Source organism: Flavobacterium sp., assembly GCF_965657075.1.
Lineage (GTDB): Bacteria > Bacteroidota > Bacteroidia > Flavobacteriales > Flavobacteriaceae > Flavobacterium.
Window position 1 is genome coordinate 136,601 of record NZ_CBFHMV010000004.1, and the last position, 14,125, is coordinate 150,725.

Below are 14,125 nucleotides of genomic sequence, written 5' to 3' on the forward strand. Positions count from 1 at the left end.
ACTAATTACTTAAAAAAAATGAAATTAAAAAAAATAGATCAAGGACTTCAAAACGGATTAATCAGAAATGGATTAACGGAAGCCAATGAGTTACAAGAAGAAACATTTTCAACTATTAAAAGTGGAGCAGATGCTGTTATTCAATCTGAAAAAGGTTCAGGGAAAACAACTACGATTGTGCTAAATGTGATTCAGAAGTTAAAAAATCCTTTTGAAGAATCTCCAAGAGCCATTGTTTTTGTAGAAGATAAACCACAAGTAATTGAAATGGTGGAGTTGTTCAAACAATTGGGTAAAGACAATGACATACGCGTTTATGGTGTTCATGAAAAAACAGACATAGACGAAGATAAAAATCAAATATCATTAGGTATAGATGTCCTTATTGGAACTGCAAATAAACTGAATGCTATGTTTTCAACAGCAGGTTACAACGTTAATAAATTGCAAATGTTAGTGGTTGATGATGCTGATATTTTATTTAAAAACAGAATGGATGTGCCTATTTTGCGTTTGTCTGACAGTATGCCCAAAATGCAAAAAATTTTCTTTTGCAATCAAATTACAGAAAAAATTGAAATTATGGCAGATAGAATCATGATTGAACCCTTGTTTATAGAATTTGACGAATAGAACAAGAATTTAGATTTTTAGGCAACAGATTTTCAGAAAAGGATAAACAAAGCCTTTTAAACTTATAACTCATAACTTTTTAACCCAAATAAAATGGCACTAATTAAAATTTTTTCAGGAAGCGAAATCATCGCAATGGCTCTTCAAACAAAATTAGAAGAAAAAGGAATTCAAACAGTTGCCAAAAACAATTTGCAATCAGCTAGAATGGCAGGTTTTGGTAATACAGATTTAGCTGTTGAAGTTTTTATAAACGAATCGGATAAAGAAAAAGCTGAACCGGTTATAGATCATTTTAAAATGAATTTATAGTTATGGTTCTACCCTTAATTGAGTGGGTATAAATTTAAAAATAAGTTACATAAAGTTTAAACCATTAAAATAAATTAAGATAATTAAGACTTATTGAACTTAACTATCTAAATGGTTTAATTTTAATGGTTCCATTTATTGATACTATCAATTTTATAAAAACCCACTGAATTGGTGGTAGAACCATAGTCATAAAAAAACCGTATACTCAGTTAAGTTTACGGTTTTTTTATTTTGAATTTGAAATGTTAATTCTGGAACAATACTTCTCCTAAAATATCAACTGTTTCCCATGTTTTACTAACGCCATCAGGACCTTTGTGTAATTCATAACAAGCTTTGTTGATTGCAGCAACAGCTAATTCTCCACCAAAATCATTTAAATTTAAAGTAGTTTTCATGCTGAATAAATTGTTTTCAAAAGTATATTCTAATGGAATTTGTTTTGTAACATCATTCATAGAAAGTGTCATAAACAACTGATTATCTCTAAAATTTAAAATACCAGATAATAATTCTGTATTTTTTAATGTGCCAAAAAAGATGGTTTTTAACTTGTAATCTCTATCTTCATTATTGGTAAATAAACTACTTACAGGAATAGAAAATGCAACACCTTCTAAAACCTCTTGAGGTGTATTTCCAGTTTTTACCTCTTTTATTTCAATTTGGGTAAAACTTCCACCAACAGCTACTTTATCAGTAGTTTTAAAAGCAGTCCATTTTACCTTAGTTGAATCATTTACAATAGTTAAACCTTTAACTTCTTCTTTAGTTTCAGTTGTAGTTTCTGTTTTTTCATCATTCTTACAACTTGTAAAAGTAATGAAGGTTAATCCTAAGATTAATAAGCTTATTTTTTTCATTTTATGCTAAATTTATTTCAGTATCTCATCAATACCGAACAATTATATATTAAGTTAATTATTTCCATCAAAGGTAATAAGTTAATCACTTAGTATCAAAATACATCTGTTAAAGATACATTAAAATTAAGTATTAAATTATTACGATTTTGTTTTGAAAAGTTGGGTTTTAAATGTTAAAATTGAAATCAACACACCAAGAACTCCAATTGTAGCAAAAGAATACCTAAGGTTGGTAACTTCTGCAATATAACCAATGAGAGGTGGACCAATTAAAAAGCCTAAAAAACTAATGCTTGAAATTAACGTCAATGCAGTTTCAGTGGCAATTGTTGCGTGATTTCCTGCTCTATTAAACACAATTGGAACCACATTTGAAACTCCAAAACCAACCATCATAAAAGCTAATGTGCAAGGAATAATACTTGGAAAAAACACAGCAACATACAATCCAATTGAAATTAAAATTCCACTTGCAATTATGATTTTTTGAGCACCATATTTTTGAACCAATAGGTCACTTAAAAATCTTCCTGTGGTCATTGTAATCATATAACAAGTATAGCCTAAAATCACCAAATTTGAAGGTGCTTTTACTATTTCTTTAAAATAAACACCACTCCAATCAAACATAATTCCTTCACTAGCCATGCAACAGAAACCAATTATTCCCAGCCAAATCAATAACTTATCTGGAAATTGAAACTTAGATTTTTTGACTTTTTCATTTATTTTTTCACTAGTAGTTTTTACTAAATAGCTTGAATTAATTACAACTATTGCTACGATGATTAGAAAAGTTATGATAAAGTGTATGAAAGGGGATAATTCAAAATTTATGATTACTAATGAAACTAAAGCTCCAAAAAAACCAGCCAAACTCCAAGAACCATGAAAGAAACCTAAAACGGGTTTGTTGTAAAGCTTTTGAGTAGCTACGCCCTGAGTATTAAAGGCTATGTTGCAAAAATTAGCAATAATTCCTAAAAAGAATAATCCTAAACCCAGTTGCCAACCAGAACTTGCTAAACCCAGAAAAATTAAAAATAAAGCATAGAGTATTGTGCTATAAATAGTGGTTGTTCGACTTCCAATTTTAGACACGAGTCTTCCCGAAATTGGCATAGCAACTAATTGACCAATTGGCATACAAAATAAAATGGTTCCTAAATCTGCTTCTGATAAATGTAAAGTATTTTTCAAATCAGGAATTCTACTTGCCCATGATGAGAAACAAAATCCATTAGAAAAGAAAAATAATGCAACAGCCATTTTAACTCGAAACAAATAATCACTTTTTAATTTACCAAAAGGTTTTTTGATTTTTATTTTGGAGGAGTTTCTTGTATAAAAATTGTTGTTAATTAAGGGCATAAATCATATTTTGTAAAGTACAAAACTAGGATATTTATTAATTACAAATAACTATTTGACCTCAAATTTGAAAAGAATTATTCATTTCTCAACAAATTAAGAATCCAATTGAAGGACTTGTTTTTTAAGTCGTTATTTTTCATTTTTTGCACCTTGTAAAATAGCTTAATTAAGCTATATTTGCACCTTCAAAATTTTAGGTTTTTTAGTCTTCTGACTTCTAAATTCTAAATTCTAAATCTTCAAAAATGATTACAGTAAACGACGTAGCCGTAGAATTTGGTGGAACAGTACTTTTTAGTGAAGTAACTTTTGCCATAAATGAAACCGATAAAATTGCCTTAATGGGTAAAAATGGAGCAGGAAAATCTACATTGCTTAAGATTGTTGCTGGTCAAAATAAACCCACTCGTGGAACTATTTCGGCTCCAAAAGAAGCTGTAATTGCCTACTTGCCTCAACATTTATTAGCAAATGATGATTGTACGGTTATGGAAGAAACTTCTAAAGCGTTTGCGGAAGTTTTGGATATGAAAAAAGAAATTGACGAAATCAATGAGCAATTAACGATTCGTACCGATTATGAAAGTGATGCGTACATGAAATTAATTGAGAGAGTTTCTGAACTTTCAGAGAAATTTTATGCTATTGATGAAATTAATTATGAAGCTGAAGTTGAAAAAGTTTTAAAAGGTTTAGGTTTTGAAAGAGAAGATTTTACACGATTAACTTCTGAATTTTCTGGTGGTTGGAGAATGCGAATTGAATTGGCAAAAATTCTTTTAAAGAAACCCGATTTGATTTTATTAGATGAGCCAACAAATCACTTGGATATGGATAGTATTCAGTGGTTGGAAGATTTTTTAGTGAATCAAGCGAAAGCAGTTATGGTAATTTCTCACGATAGAGCTTTTGTAGATAACATAACCAATAGAACAATTGAAGTTACGATGGGAAGAATTTATGACTACAAAGCCAAATATTCTCATTATTTAGAATTACGAAAAGACAGAAGAATTCATCAGCAAAAAGCGTATGATGAGCAACAAAAATTCATAGCAGATAATCAGGCTTTTATTGATAGATTTCGTGGGACTTTTTCCAAAACTGAATCGGTGCAATCACGTGTGAAAATGTTGGAAAAAATTGTTCCAATTGAAGTAGACGAAGTAGATAATTCAGCTTTGAAATTGAAATTTCCTCCTTCAGTTCGTTCAGGACAATATCCAGTTGTAGTGAAAGATTTACACAAAAGTTACGGTGAAAAAGTTATTTTCAAAGATGCCAATATCGTAATTGAAAGAGGAGAGAAAGTAGCTTTCGTGGGGAAAAATGGAGAAGGAAAGTCTACCATGATTAAAGCCATTATGAAAGAAATCGAAATCAATAGTGGTAGTGTTGAAATTGGTCACAATGCTCAAATTGGTTATTTTGCTCAAAATCAAGCTTCTTTATTAGACGAAAGTGCTACGATTTTTGAGGTAATTGACCGAATTGCCGTTGGTGATGTTCGAACCCAAATCAAGAATATTTTAGGAGCTTTCATGTTTCAAGGCGATGATATTCATAAAAAAGTTAAAGTGCTTTCTGGTGGAGAAAAAACGCGTTTGGCCATGATAAAATTATTGTTGGAACCTGTTAACTTATTGATTTTGGATGAACCTTCAAATCACTTAGACATGAAAACCAAAGACATCATCAAAGATGCTTTACGCGATTTTGATGGTACTTTAATTTTAGTTTCTCACGATAGAGATTTCTTAGATGGTTTAGCAACAAAAGTATTCGAATTTGGCAACAAACGTGTTAAAGAACATTTTGAAGATTTAAAAGGGTTCTTAGAATACAAAAAAATGGATTCTTTAAAGGAAATTGAGAGATAGTAACTAGTAATTAGTGAATAGTGATTAGTAACTAGTTGACATGACGAACTTGATTCATCACCTTTTTAAGGTACAAAATTCTCATTTCGTAGGAATCCCATTTTTATTCAATTTCAAAACGAACACCAACTTCACACGAAATTTTTATTTTTTCAAATTCAATTGGTGCAAAATAACCTTTATTCTTATAATTTACTTCATTTAATGTTCCAATTCCTCTTACTTGAATTCCAGCAACTCTACCAGCCAATTGATTTGTAGTACTTATATTTCCAACAAAAATAGCTTTTCCTGTCTTTTGATTTAATGGAATTAAATAACTATCTGCAGTGGCTTTTGCGTTTTTAATAGCTTCAGAATTCACAGATAGTTGTAATTTTTCAAAGTCCGAATGTTCCGTTTTTTCAATGTTTACATTGGATATTCCTATTTCTTCCAAACCAATAAAAACTTTTGTTGTTTGCCTGGCATCATAAACCAAAATAGCATACGATTTTGATTTTTGAATGTCAGTAGTTTTTATAAAGTATTTTTTAAAAACACTTATCAAATCTTTCATTACAACATCTTTTTCCACATTTACGCCAATTTCTTTTAGTTTGTCTAACATTTTTATCTCTAAATCTTCTACAGATTCTTTCCCTTTTGTGTCTTTTTCTAAAATTAAAACATCAATATAAATTCTATTTGGTGTTACCAGTGTATCTGCTTTTCCAGAAACTTCTATATAGGATTTGTCTAAAAAGTTTTTTTCTTGAGCGTAAGAATTTAAAACTAATGTTATTAAAAATAATATTGTTATTTTTTTCATAATTATTAATCTTTTATTTTTTCAATTGTTAAATCAGCTATTAATTCAAAGTTTTTATTTTAAGAAAATAAATTTTTCAACCATGTAAAAAAACCTTTTTTAGGTTTGGATTTCAGAATTTCATTGTATTTTTTATTGCCAATGGTGTACGGACTCTTCTCTTCTAAAAAATACTCTTTTGGTTTGTTTTTTTTACGGATTAGTTTGCAATCTTTAATATTGAAGTGAATGTTAGTTTCCTTATCATTCATTTCAATTTTGCCATATAGAGTACTTTTTAGGATGCTTTTATTTAAATCTTTTGTAAAAACAAAAAGGCTGTCATTAATTTTAGCAGAAAACGAAGCTTCGGGAATCCTAATGTCTTTAAAGTTAAAATTCTTAAATGTAGCTACATAAAATGTCTCACAGTTATTCTTGAAAATGCATATTTTATCCAGGTTGATTCTGATGCACTTTTTACTTGTTTTGGGTACTTTTAGTAGGTAGAATTTTTTGGTTTCATCGGTAGTAATTTCTATTTCAGTTTGCTTCCATAAAACCGTTCCGATTTCATCTTCTATGTCTAGCCAAACTGTCATTTTTGTATCGATGACTTGTTCTGATCTGGAAGGCATTTTTACTAAATAAAACTCACCTGTTTCATCCAATCTTTTTTCTTGATCACAAATTTGAAACATACCGTCTGATTTTAATACATTTCCATCAACATCAATGGCATTGATACCTTCATTAATCATGTTTTCAGCGCTGTAATAATCATTTATAGATAAATTTGATGTTCCATTGGAATAAGCAGTTACTTTAATTCCGTTGGTAGATTCAATGGTACTTTCTGTTTTGTTGGAAGTGTCGAATTTAAAATCTAAAAAATCAATATGTAAAATAGTATTTCTATTTTTGGAATCATCATTGGAAATATAGACTATGTTTTGATCACCAACAAATTTAAAATGATGGTTTTGTATTCCATTTTGAATCAAATATTGATAAACTGCATTAGCTCTTTCTTGGGCAAGTTTTTTGTTAAAATCTTTACTTCCCGTTTTATCGGTATTGCCTTCTAAGGTTAAGTAGTATTTTTTATTTTGTTTTAAAACAGCAATTAAACTGTCTATTTTTTTAGTTTCTGATGCAGAAAAAGAGTAACTGTTGGTTTCGAAAAAGAAGATTACTTGCTCTTTTTTTTGTCCAAATCCAAATCCAATTGCGAATAGAACAAATATTAAAATCAGCCCTTTTTTTACCATATTACTGTACTTTTATAGTGATTATAACAATGCCATTTTCTCCTTTTTTTCCGTAAATTTTCATGGCTTCTTCTTGTTGTAAAACAATGATTGTATCAATTTTTTGTTCGTTCAAAGGAGCATATTTACTGGTAGGGTTTTCTCCAAAAAGAGATTGTTCAGTAAATTCTTCTCCATTAATAAAGTAAATTGGATTGTCTAAAATCACATAAGAATCAAAATCCTCTTTATTGATTTCTTCTTTTTTCTTTTTGGTTAATTTTCCATCAATTAAAACTAAAGGATCACTTTTAGTTGGTTTTTGTTCAATTTTATTTTCGTTTTGAAGAATTTTATAATCAAAGTTCGCACTTCTAGCTTCGTATATTTTTCTGTCAGCCGCAAAACTATTACTAATATTAGACGAAGCCATGTTCATGTATCCTTGATTGCGAATTTCATTCGATTCAATTACTTTAGATGCTATAGTTTCCTTATTTATAATAACATCATCAAGTGGTTGAATTTCAGGGCTTATTTTGTCATTTTCTATCCGATTTATGTCTGTTTTTGGTTTTATGGCATCATTAGAAACAATAACATCATTTATATTTTCCTTGATGATTTTATCAATTCTATCATAGTCAATAGTTGGTTGCTCAGGAACTTTTTGTTCTACAATTATCGTTTCTTGTTTTGTTATTTCTAACGGTTCATTTTGTTCTACAATTGTATTGTTGTTGATTGGAATTTTGGTATTTGTAGAATTGTTAAAATAATTATATCCAACAGTTATAATTAGTAAAAACGAAGCAGCAATAGCCAATTTTTTCCATAAAAAAACAGCTTTTTTAGTTTCTTTTTGGTCTAGTTTTTCTTCCACACGATTCCAAACTTTATCCATTCCTGCGAACGTATTTTCTTGGTTTTTGTGAGAAGCTTCTCTTATTTTTTGAAATATTTTTTCTTCTTGTTTCATCTTGTGCTGAATTTATTTCAGTATTATTTCGCTTTTTGGTAGTAAAAAGTATTTACTAATTCTTTCAATTTGGTTTTAGCAACATTTAATTGTGATTTGGAAGTGCCTTCCGATATTTTTAATTGTTCGGCTATTTCTTTATGTGAAAATCCTTCAATGACAAACAAATTAAAAATGGTTCGGCAACCTTCGGGAATTTTTTCAACTAATTTCAGTAAATCTTCTTCTTCTAAAGCAGTTACTTCTTCTGTAAAAGGTTGTGATTGCATGTGAGTGTCTTCCAAGTAAAGATTGAAATTTAAATTCTTTTTTAATTGTAAAAGACATTGATTTACAGCAATTTTTCGAGCCCAACCTTCAAAAGCTTTATTTTCTTTAAGTTGATCAATTTTTGTGAAGATGATATAAAAGGTATCGGCCAAAACTTCTTCAATTTCTTCTTCTTTTTTAAGATAGCGTTTGCAAGTATAATACAACTTGGACGCCATTTGTTCATAAACCAAACGTTGGGCTTCTCGTTGTTGTTTTTTGCAGGCTATGATTATTTTTTCATCCATCATAAAAGGTTCCTTTATTGTAAAGAGTACAAAAAGTGATAAAAGGTTGGAAAGGTTTAAAATTATTTTTTAAAATTAAGCAATTAGCAAAAAAAACCTCAAAAAATTCATCTTTTTGAGGTTTACTAATTTATTGGATTTCAAATTATTCTTTAAAGACCATATCAATACACATTACAGAAGCAAGTATTAAAGGTCGAATAGCATCATCTTGTGGAATATGGTTAAAGATTTCTAAAACATAATTATCCGCACTTGTAAAGAATTCTTTTCCAATTCCAGCCCATTTTTTAGAAACATGTGCAAGTTCTTTATTGTCTTTCATGAATTTAAAATCCCAACCAGTCCATTTTCCTTGCAAGGTACACAAGTGTCTGTCGTTGGCATCGTGAATTTCAAATTTACCACCAAAGGAGAAAAACTTTTGTTTGAAAACGCCAATTAATCTTTCGTTTTCGTCAAAAATTTCTACATCAGAACGAAAAATAGTAACGCCTCTTTTTACAGATATGATTTTTTTTCCTTGCATATCTGCAATTTCTATATGAAAAGGAGTCATTCTTTTATAGTCAGTAAAACGAAATAATTTGGTAAAAAATCCTAAATTAGGTTCTCTACAAGTCATAAGTTGTGATCCATTATCTGGATTAAAAATATCAAAATTGTTTGATGCTTTAAACATGCCAACATGTTCTTTTATCAAATAAAGATTACGATTTAAAATTGTATTCATATAGTTTTGGTTTGTTAATTTATATATACAAGTTTCAAAAATAGTATATTTACAATTACCAAAATCAATTTATTATGAAAACATTAAAATCAGAAGACTTTAAAATTTCTAAAGCCATAAAATTAAATGAAATTCCAACTGTTTTAAATATAGAAACCTCAGAAAAAAAGAAAGAAAAGGAATTGCAAAAAGTTCGTGATAGTTTAAGTAAGCTTCAGGATAAAATGTATGCACACAATAAATACAGTGTTTTAATTTGTCTTCAAGGAATGGACACAGCTGGGAAAGACAGTTTGGTTCGAGAAGTTTTTAAAGAGTTTAATGCACGTGGAGTAGTGGTACATAGTTTTAAAACACCTACTTCTAACGAATTGGAACATGATTATTTGTGGCGTCATTATATTGCTTTGCCAGAAAAAGGAAAATTTTCAGTCTTTAATAGAACGCATTATGAAAATGTTTTAGTAACGCGAGTGCATCCCAATTATTTGATGAATGAAAATATTCCAAATCTTGAAAAAGTTGAAGATATTACAGAAGATTTTTGGGAAAATCGTTTTGAGAGTATCAATGCATTTGAAAAACATATTGCTTCAAATGGTGTAATTATTATGAAATTCTTTTTGCATTTGGGCAAAGAGGAGCAACGCCAACGATTATTACGAAGATTAGAAAAAGAGAAACACCAATGGAAATTTTCTCCTGGCGATTTAATAGAGCGTGAATTATGGGACAAGTATCAAGAATGTTATGAAGATATTATAAATAAAACATCCAAAGATTATGCTCCTTGGTTTATAGTTCCAGCGGATAATAAAGAAACGGCAAGATATATTGTTGCCAAAACCATGTTAGATGAATTGAGTAAATATGATTTTCATTATCCTGAATTAGATGATGACGTAAAAGACAATATAAAAATGTATCATGATAAGTTAAGTAGCGAGAAATAGTTATCTTTGCCGCTTTAAAATCAACAATGAATTTAACTACCTATACCAAAGAGTTTTCTTATAATTTAAAATTAGCTTATCCAATTATTCTTGGAATGATTGGTCATACTGTGGTAGGAATTGTTGATAATATTATGGTTGGAAAATTAGGACCAGATGAATTAGCAGCAGTTTCATTAGGAAATAGTTTTGTTTTTATTGCCATGTCACTTGGTATTGGATTTTCAACTGCCATAACGCCTTTAGTTGCAGAAGCTGACGGTAAACACAGTGTTGAGGATGGAAGAAGTGCCTTCCACCATGGATTGTATTTATGTACCATTTTGGGAGTAGCTTTATTTACATTGATTTTCTTTTCAAAACCACTAATTGCTTTTATGGGGCAACCCGAAAATGTTGTTGAATTAGCAAAACCGTATTTGGATATAGTTGCATTTTCATTAATTCCCTTGATAATTTTTCAAGCCTATAAACAATTTGCAGATGGAATGAGTGAAACTAAGTATTCCATGTGGGCTACAATTTTAGCCAATATTGTAAATGTAGTTTTGAATTATTTATTGATTTATGGAATTTGGATTTTTCCTAAAATGGGAATAGTTGGAGCAGCCATTGGAACTATTGCTTCCCGATTTGTAATGTTAGGATATATGCATTATATGATGAATTTAAAAGAGAAATTTCATCCATTTTTCAAAGGTTTTGATCTAAAGAAGATAAAAAGAGAAGTCAATTTAAAAATCATCAAATTAGGAACCCCTTCAGCATTTCAAATGTTTTTTGAAGTGGCTCTTTTTACAGGAGCTATTTGGCTTTCCGGAAGTTTAGGCACCACAAGTCAAGCAGCGAATCAAATTGCCTTGAGTTTGGCATCTTTTACTTTCATGTTTGCCATGGGCTTGAGTGTTGCAGCAATGATTAGAGTAGGAAATCAAAAAGGTTTAAATGATTATAATAAACTTAGAATAGTTGCCCAATCAATTTTCTTGCTAACGATTATCTTAGAAATTGTATTTGCTTTATTTTTTATTCTATTTCACAATTATTTGCCAGCATTATTTGTTGATATTGACAATGTTTTGGATTTATCTAAGAATGCAGAAGTTATAAAAATTGCTGGACAATTATTATTAGTGGCTGCTATTTTTCAAATTTCCGATGGCATACAAGTAGTAGTTTTAGGAGCATTAAGAGGCTTGCAAGATGTAAAGATTCCCATGTATATGACATTTGTTTCTTATTGGATTATTGGATTTCCTATATCCATTTATTTAGGGATTTATACCGATTTGAAAGCCACAGGAATCTGGATAGGATTATTAGCAGGATTAACAGCAGCAGCACTTTTTTTGTATCTTCGCTTTAATTATTTAACCAAAAAACTAATAAATTGATACGTAAAGACAAGTCGCGACTTGTCTTTACCAAATAAAATTAAAAATTAAATAAAAATGGAAAGACCCAAATTTATATTAGGAGACAATACTGATTTTCCAGATGACATATTTATTGTACATTTAGATTATCCAAGATTTTTAATCAACTTAAAGGATGATGAAGTAGAATTTTTGGAAGAGATAGATGAAGAAGACGAACGTGAACTAGAATCCGAAATGGAACATTTAATTACTTTAGCAGGAGAATTTTATGATAGAGAAATGGAACGTTACGAAGAATAATTTTTGAATTATTTGATTTTTTTTTCATAATATTTATCTAACAAATTCATTGCTGCTGCAAATGGCGATACTTCATTATTTTGAACCGCTTTTTTTTGCTTTTCTAATAAAGTTTCCATTTCAGAGTTGTTATAAAAATTAGATTTCAATTGTTCATTGATGGTTTCCATCATCCAAAACAAATTTTGATCTTTTCGTTTGTTTTCAAAATAGTGGTTTTCTTTGGCCAATTCAAAATAGTCTAAAATAATTGTCCATACATGATCAATACCTGTTTTTTCAAAAGCACTACAAGTGGTAACTTTAGGAATCCAACCGCTACTTTTAGCTGGAAATAAATGCAAAGCACGATTAAATTCAGTTTTAGCTAATTTGGCTTTGGAAATATTATCACCATCTGCTTTATTTATTACTATTGTATCTGCCATTTCCATAATTCCACGTTTAATGCCTTGTAGTTCATCACCAGCACCAGCGATTTTTAAAAGTAAGAAGAAATCCACCATGCTATGAACCGCAGTTTCGCTTTGACCAACACCAACGGTTTCAATTATAATCGTATCAAACCCACAAGCTTCACATAATATAATGCTTTCACGCGTTTTTCTAGCAACACCACCAAGACTATCGCCAGAAGCACTTGGACGAATAAAAGCATTTTCATCTTTTACCAATTCTTCCATCCGGGTTTTGTCTCCTAAAATACTTCCGTGACTTATTGACGAACTTGGATCAACGGCTAAAACGGCCACTTTTTTACCTAAAGAAGTTAAATGTTTTCCAAAAGCCTCAATAAATGTACTTTTTCCAACACCAGGAACACCGGTAATTCCAATTCGCACTGATTTATTAGCAAAAGGTAAACAACCATTTATAACTTCATTGGCACTTTCTAAATGTTCTGGATTCGTGCTTTCAATTAAAGTAATTGCTCTACTTAAAGCAATTTTATCTCCTTTTAAAATGGCTGCAATTAACTCCTTGGAAGTTGGAATTTCTTTACGTTTTAATTGAATTCTTTTAGCCACAACTTCACTAACCGAATCGGGTTGATTGATTCCGTTAACTTCCGATAAGGCCGATTTTTTTGCGTTGTTTTCCAAAAATATTCTCTTTTTGTAAATGTACAATTTTTTTGAAAAAAATAAACTTTCAAAGCAATAATCCAATAATGGTTTTAACTTTGCACTTCTTAATAAAACTATGGATAATATTCTTCTGATTTTCATTTGCTTATTAATTGGAATTACTTTTCAATATGCAAAAGGCTTTCCCAAAAATTTACATGTTTCATTGAATCATTTTGTGATTTATGTTTCTTTACCAGCTTTAGCTTTGTATTATATTCCTAAAATTGAGATTTCTTCAGCTTTGCTTTATCCTTTGGGAATTGCTTGGTTAGGATTTGGTTTAGCATTTTTATTTTTTTATACGCTTGGAACGTATTTAGGTTGGTCAAAAAAATTAATAGGTTGCTTGGTTTTAACAGCAGGTTTAGGAAATACTTCTTTTGTAGGTTTTCCAGTTATCGAAGCTATGTTTGGAAGCAAAGGAATAGAAACAGCTATTATAATTGATCAACCGGGAACTTTTGTAGTAATGGCAACAATGGGAATTATTGTCGCAACATTGTTTTCTAGAGCTACGTTGAGTCCAAACGCAATAGTCAAGAAAATTTTGTTTTTTCCACCTTTCATTGCTTTTTTAATCGCTGTTTTTTTAAATCTGTTTGAAATAGATTTCCCTAAAGAAATGCAATCGGTTTTTCAACGAATAGGAAGTACGGTTTCACCAATAGCATTGATAGCAGTTGGATTTCAGCTTAAATTTGAACGCAATAGTAAACATTGGAGTTTCTTAAGTTTGGGTTTGCTTTTTAAATTAATACTTACACCACTTTTTTTCTTTATTTTGTATAAAAAAGTTTTAGGTGCAAATGGAATAACTATAGATGTTTCTATTATTGAATCAGCTATGGCACCCATGATTACTGGAGCAATTTTAGCTTCGAGTTATGGATTAAAACCAAAATTAAGCAGTATGATGGTTGGAATTGGAATTCCGATATCATTTATAACCTTAGCCATTTGGTTTTGGATTTTGACAAATTTTTAAA

At 29.8% G+C, this 14,125-nt stretch carries 15 protein-coding genes; 7 read left to right on the plus strand and 8 right to left on the minus strand.

The window, feature by feature from the left end:
• The first annotated feature begins 18 nt into the window (after nucleotides 1-18).
• Both ACTF56_RS04610 and ACTF56_RS04615 read left to right on the plus strand, forming a co-directional pair.
• Nucleotides 19-633, plus strand: coding sequence for a DEAD/DEAH box helicase (locus ACTF56_RS04610; RefSeq protein ID WP_438965740.1), 615 nt, complete (start codon nucleotides 19-21; stop codon nucleotides 631-633).
• 93 nt (nucleotides 634-726) lie between these two features.
• Nucleotides 727-945, plus strand: a complete 219-nt coding sequence (locus ACTF56_RS04615) for a putative signal transducing protein (protein ID WP_438965741.1) — start codon at nucleotides 727-729, stop codon at nucleotides 943-945.
• Nucleotides 946-1,193: 248 nt separating this feature from the next.
• Here ACTF56_RS04615 and ACTF56_RS04620 read toward each other — a convergent pair whose 3' ends face one another.
• Both ACTF56_RS04620 and ACTF56_RS04625 read right to left on the minus strand, forming a co-directional pair.
• Entirely contained in the window at nucleotides 1,194-1,811 is a 618-nt protein-coding gene (locus ACTF56_RS04620) for a YceI family protein (protein WP_438965742.1), read from the minus strand.
• Between the two features lie 141 nt (nucleotides 1,812-1,952).
• Nucleotides 1,953-3,185: an MFS transporter gene (locus ACTF56_RS04625; RefSeq protein ID WP_438965743.1), complete on the minus strand. Its 1,233-nt coding sequence runs from the start codon at nucleotides 3,183-3,185 to the stop codon at nucleotides 1,953-1,955.
• 248 nt (nucleotides 3,186-3,433) lie between these two features.
• On the opposite strand from ACTF56_RS04625, the gene ACTF56_RS04630 reads away from it, so the two are divergent.
• On the plus strand, nucleotides 3,434-5,068 hold the full coding sequence (locus ACTF56_RS04630; RefSeq protein ID WP_438965744.1) for an ABC-F family ATP-binding cassette domain-containing protein: 1,635 nt from the start codon (nucleotides 3,434-3,436) through the stop codon (nucleotides 5,066-5,068).
• A gap of 103 nt (nucleotides 5,069-5,171) precedes the next feature.
• Here the strand turns inward: ACTF56_RS04630 and ACTF56_RS04635 are convergent, their stop codons facing one another.
• From ACTF56_RS04635 to ACTF56_RS04655, 5 genes are all read right to left on the minus strand, one after another.
• A complete protein-coding gene (locus tag ACTF56_RS04635) occupies nucleotides 5,172-5,879 on the minus strand; it encodes an SIMPL domain-containing protein (protein ID WP_438965745.1) in 708 nt (235 codons plus the stop codon).
• Nucleotides 5,880-5,938: 59 nt separating this feature from the next.
• Complete coding sequence (locus tag ACTF56_RS04640; protein ID WP_438965746.1) at nucleotides 5,939-7,129, minus strand: OmpA family protein; 1,191 nt, start codon at nucleotides 7,127-7,129, stop codon at nucleotides 5,939-5,941.
• 1 nt (nucleotide 7,130) lies between these two features.
• Nucleotides 7,131-8,087 carry a hypothetical protein gene (locus ACTF56_RS04645; protein ID WP_438965747.1) on the minus strand — a complete coding sequence of 319 codons (957 nt, stop codon included), beginning with the start codon at nucleotides 8,085-8,087 and terminating at the stop codon, nucleotides 7,131-7,133.
• A 23-nt stretch (nucleotides 8,088-8,110) separates the two neighbouring features.
• Nucleotides 8,111-8,644, minus strand: coding sequence for an RNA polymerase sigma factor (locus ACTF56_RS04650; protein ID WP_438965806.1), 534 nt, complete (start codon nucleotides 8,642-8,644; stop codon nucleotides 8,111-8,113).
• A 145-nt stretch (nucleotides 8,645-8,789) separates the two neighbouring features.
• The gene (locus ACTF56_RS04655) at nucleotides 8,790-9,377 is read right to left on the minus strand and encodes an LURP-one-related/scramblase family protein (RefSeq protein WP_438965748.1); all 588 of its coding nucleotides are present in this window, start codon (nucleotides 9,375-9,377) and stop codon (nucleotides 8,790-8,792) included.
• A gap of 74 nt (nucleotides 9,378-9,451) precedes the next feature.
• Between ACTF56_RS04655 and ACTF56_RS04660 the strand changes: the two genes are divergently transcribed.
• From ACTF56_RS04660 to ACTF56_RS04670, 3 genes are read left to right on the plus strand one after another with little or no spacing between them, the layout of a single operon-like run.
• Complete coding sequence (locus tag ACTF56_RS04660) at nucleotides 9,452-10,330, plus strand: PPK2 family polyphosphate kinase (protein ID WP_438965749.1); 879 nt, start codon at nucleotides 9,452-9,454, stop codon at nucleotides 10,328-10,330.
• 26 nt (nucleotides 10,331-10,356) lie between these two features.
• Complete coding sequence (locus tag ACTF56_RS04665) at nucleotides 10,357-11,724, plus strand: MATE family efflux transporter (RefSeq protein WP_438965750.1); 1,368 nt, start codon at nucleotides 10,357-10,359, stop codon at nucleotides 11,722-11,724.
• Nucleotides 11,725-11,781: 57 nt separating this feature from the next.
• On the plus strand, nucleotides 11,782-12,009 hold the full coding sequence (locus ACTF56_RS04670) for a hypothetical protein (protein ID WP_438965751.1): 228 nt from the start codon (nucleotides 11,782-11,784) through the stop codon (nucleotides 12,007-12,009).
• A gap of 8 nt (nucleotides 12,010-12,017) precedes the next feature.
• On the opposite strand, the gene meaB is transcribed toward ACTF56_RS04670, so the two are convergent.
• The gene (gene meaB, locus ACTF56_RS04675; RefSeq protein WP_438965752.1) at nucleotides 12,018-13,112 is read right to left on the minus strand and encodes a methylmalonyl Co-A mutase-associated GTPase MeaB; all 1,095 of its coding nucleotides are present in this window, start codon (nucleotides 13,110-13,112) and stop codon (nucleotides 12,018-12,020) included.
• Nucleotides 13,113-13,212: 100 nt separating this feature from the next.
• On the opposite strand from meaB, the gene ACTF56_RS04680 reads away from it, so the two are divergent.
• Nucleotides 13,213-14,124: an AEC family transporter gene (locus ACTF56_RS04680; RefSeq protein WP_438965753.1), complete on the plus strand. Its 912-nt coding sequence runs from the start codon at nucleotides 13,213-13,215 to the stop codon at nucleotides 14,122-14,124.
• Nucleotide 14,125 lies beyond the last annotated feature (1 nt).

Excerpts from the sequence above, each read along its gene's own strand:
- ACTF56_RS04610 (WP_438965740.1), top strand. The coding sequence starts at position 19 with ATGAAATTAAAAAAAATAGATCAAGGACTTCAAAACGGATTAATCAGA.
- ACTF56_RS04615 (WP_438965741.1), top strand. The coding sequence starts at position 727 with ATGGCACTAATTAAAATTTTTTCAGGAAGCGAAATCATCGCAATGGCT.
- ACTF56_RS04620 (WP_438965742.1), bottom strand. The coding sequence starts at position 1,811 with ATGAAAAAAATAAGCTTATTAATCTTAGGATTAACCTTCATTACTTTT.
- ACTF56_RS04625 (WP_438965743.1), bottom strand. The coding sequence starts at position 3,185 with ATGCCCTTAATTAACAACAATTTTTATACAAGAAACTCCTCCAAAATA.
- ACTF56_RS04630 (WP_438965744.1), top strand. The coding sequence starts at position 3,434 with ATGATTACAGTAAACGACGTAGCCGTAGAATTTGGTGGAACAGTACTT.
- ACTF56_RS04635 (WP_438965745.1), bottom strand. The coding sequence starts at position 5,879 with ATGAAAAAAATAACAATATTATTTTTAATAACATTAGTTTTAAATTCT.
- ACTF56_RS04640 (WP_438965746.1), bottom strand. The coding sequence starts at position 7,129 with ATGGTAAAAAAAGGGCTGATTTTAATATTTGTTCTATTCGCAATTGGA.
- ACTF56_RS04645 (WP_438965747.1), bottom strand. The coding sequence starts at position 8,087 with ATGAAACAAGAAGAAAAAATATTTCAAAAAATAAGAGAAGCTTCTCAC.
- ACTF56_RS04650 (WP_438965806.1), bottom strand. The coding sequence starts at position 8,644 with ATGGATGAAAAAATAATCATAGCCTGCAAAAAACAACAACGAGAAGCC.
- ACTF56_RS04655 (WP_438965748.1), bottom strand. The coding sequence starts at position 9,377 with ATGAATACAATTTTAAATCGTAATCTTTATTTGATAAAAGAACATGTT.
- ACTF56_RS04660 (WP_438965749.1), top strand. The coding sequence starts at position 9,452 with ATGAAAACATTAAAATCAGAAGACTTTAAAATTTCTAAAGCCATAAAA.
- ACTF56_RS04665 (WP_438965750.1), top strand. The coding sequence starts at position 10,357 with ATGAATTTAACTACCTATACCAAAGAGTTTTCTTATAATTTAAAATTA.
- ACTF56_RS04670 (WP_438965751.1), top strand. The coding sequence starts at position 11,782 with ATGGAAAGACCCAAATTTATATTAGGAGACAATACTGATTTTCCAGAT.
- ACTF56_RS04680 (WP_438965753.1), top strand. The coding sequence starts at position 13,213 with ATGGATAATATTCTTCTGATTTTCATTTGCTTATTAATTGGAATTACT.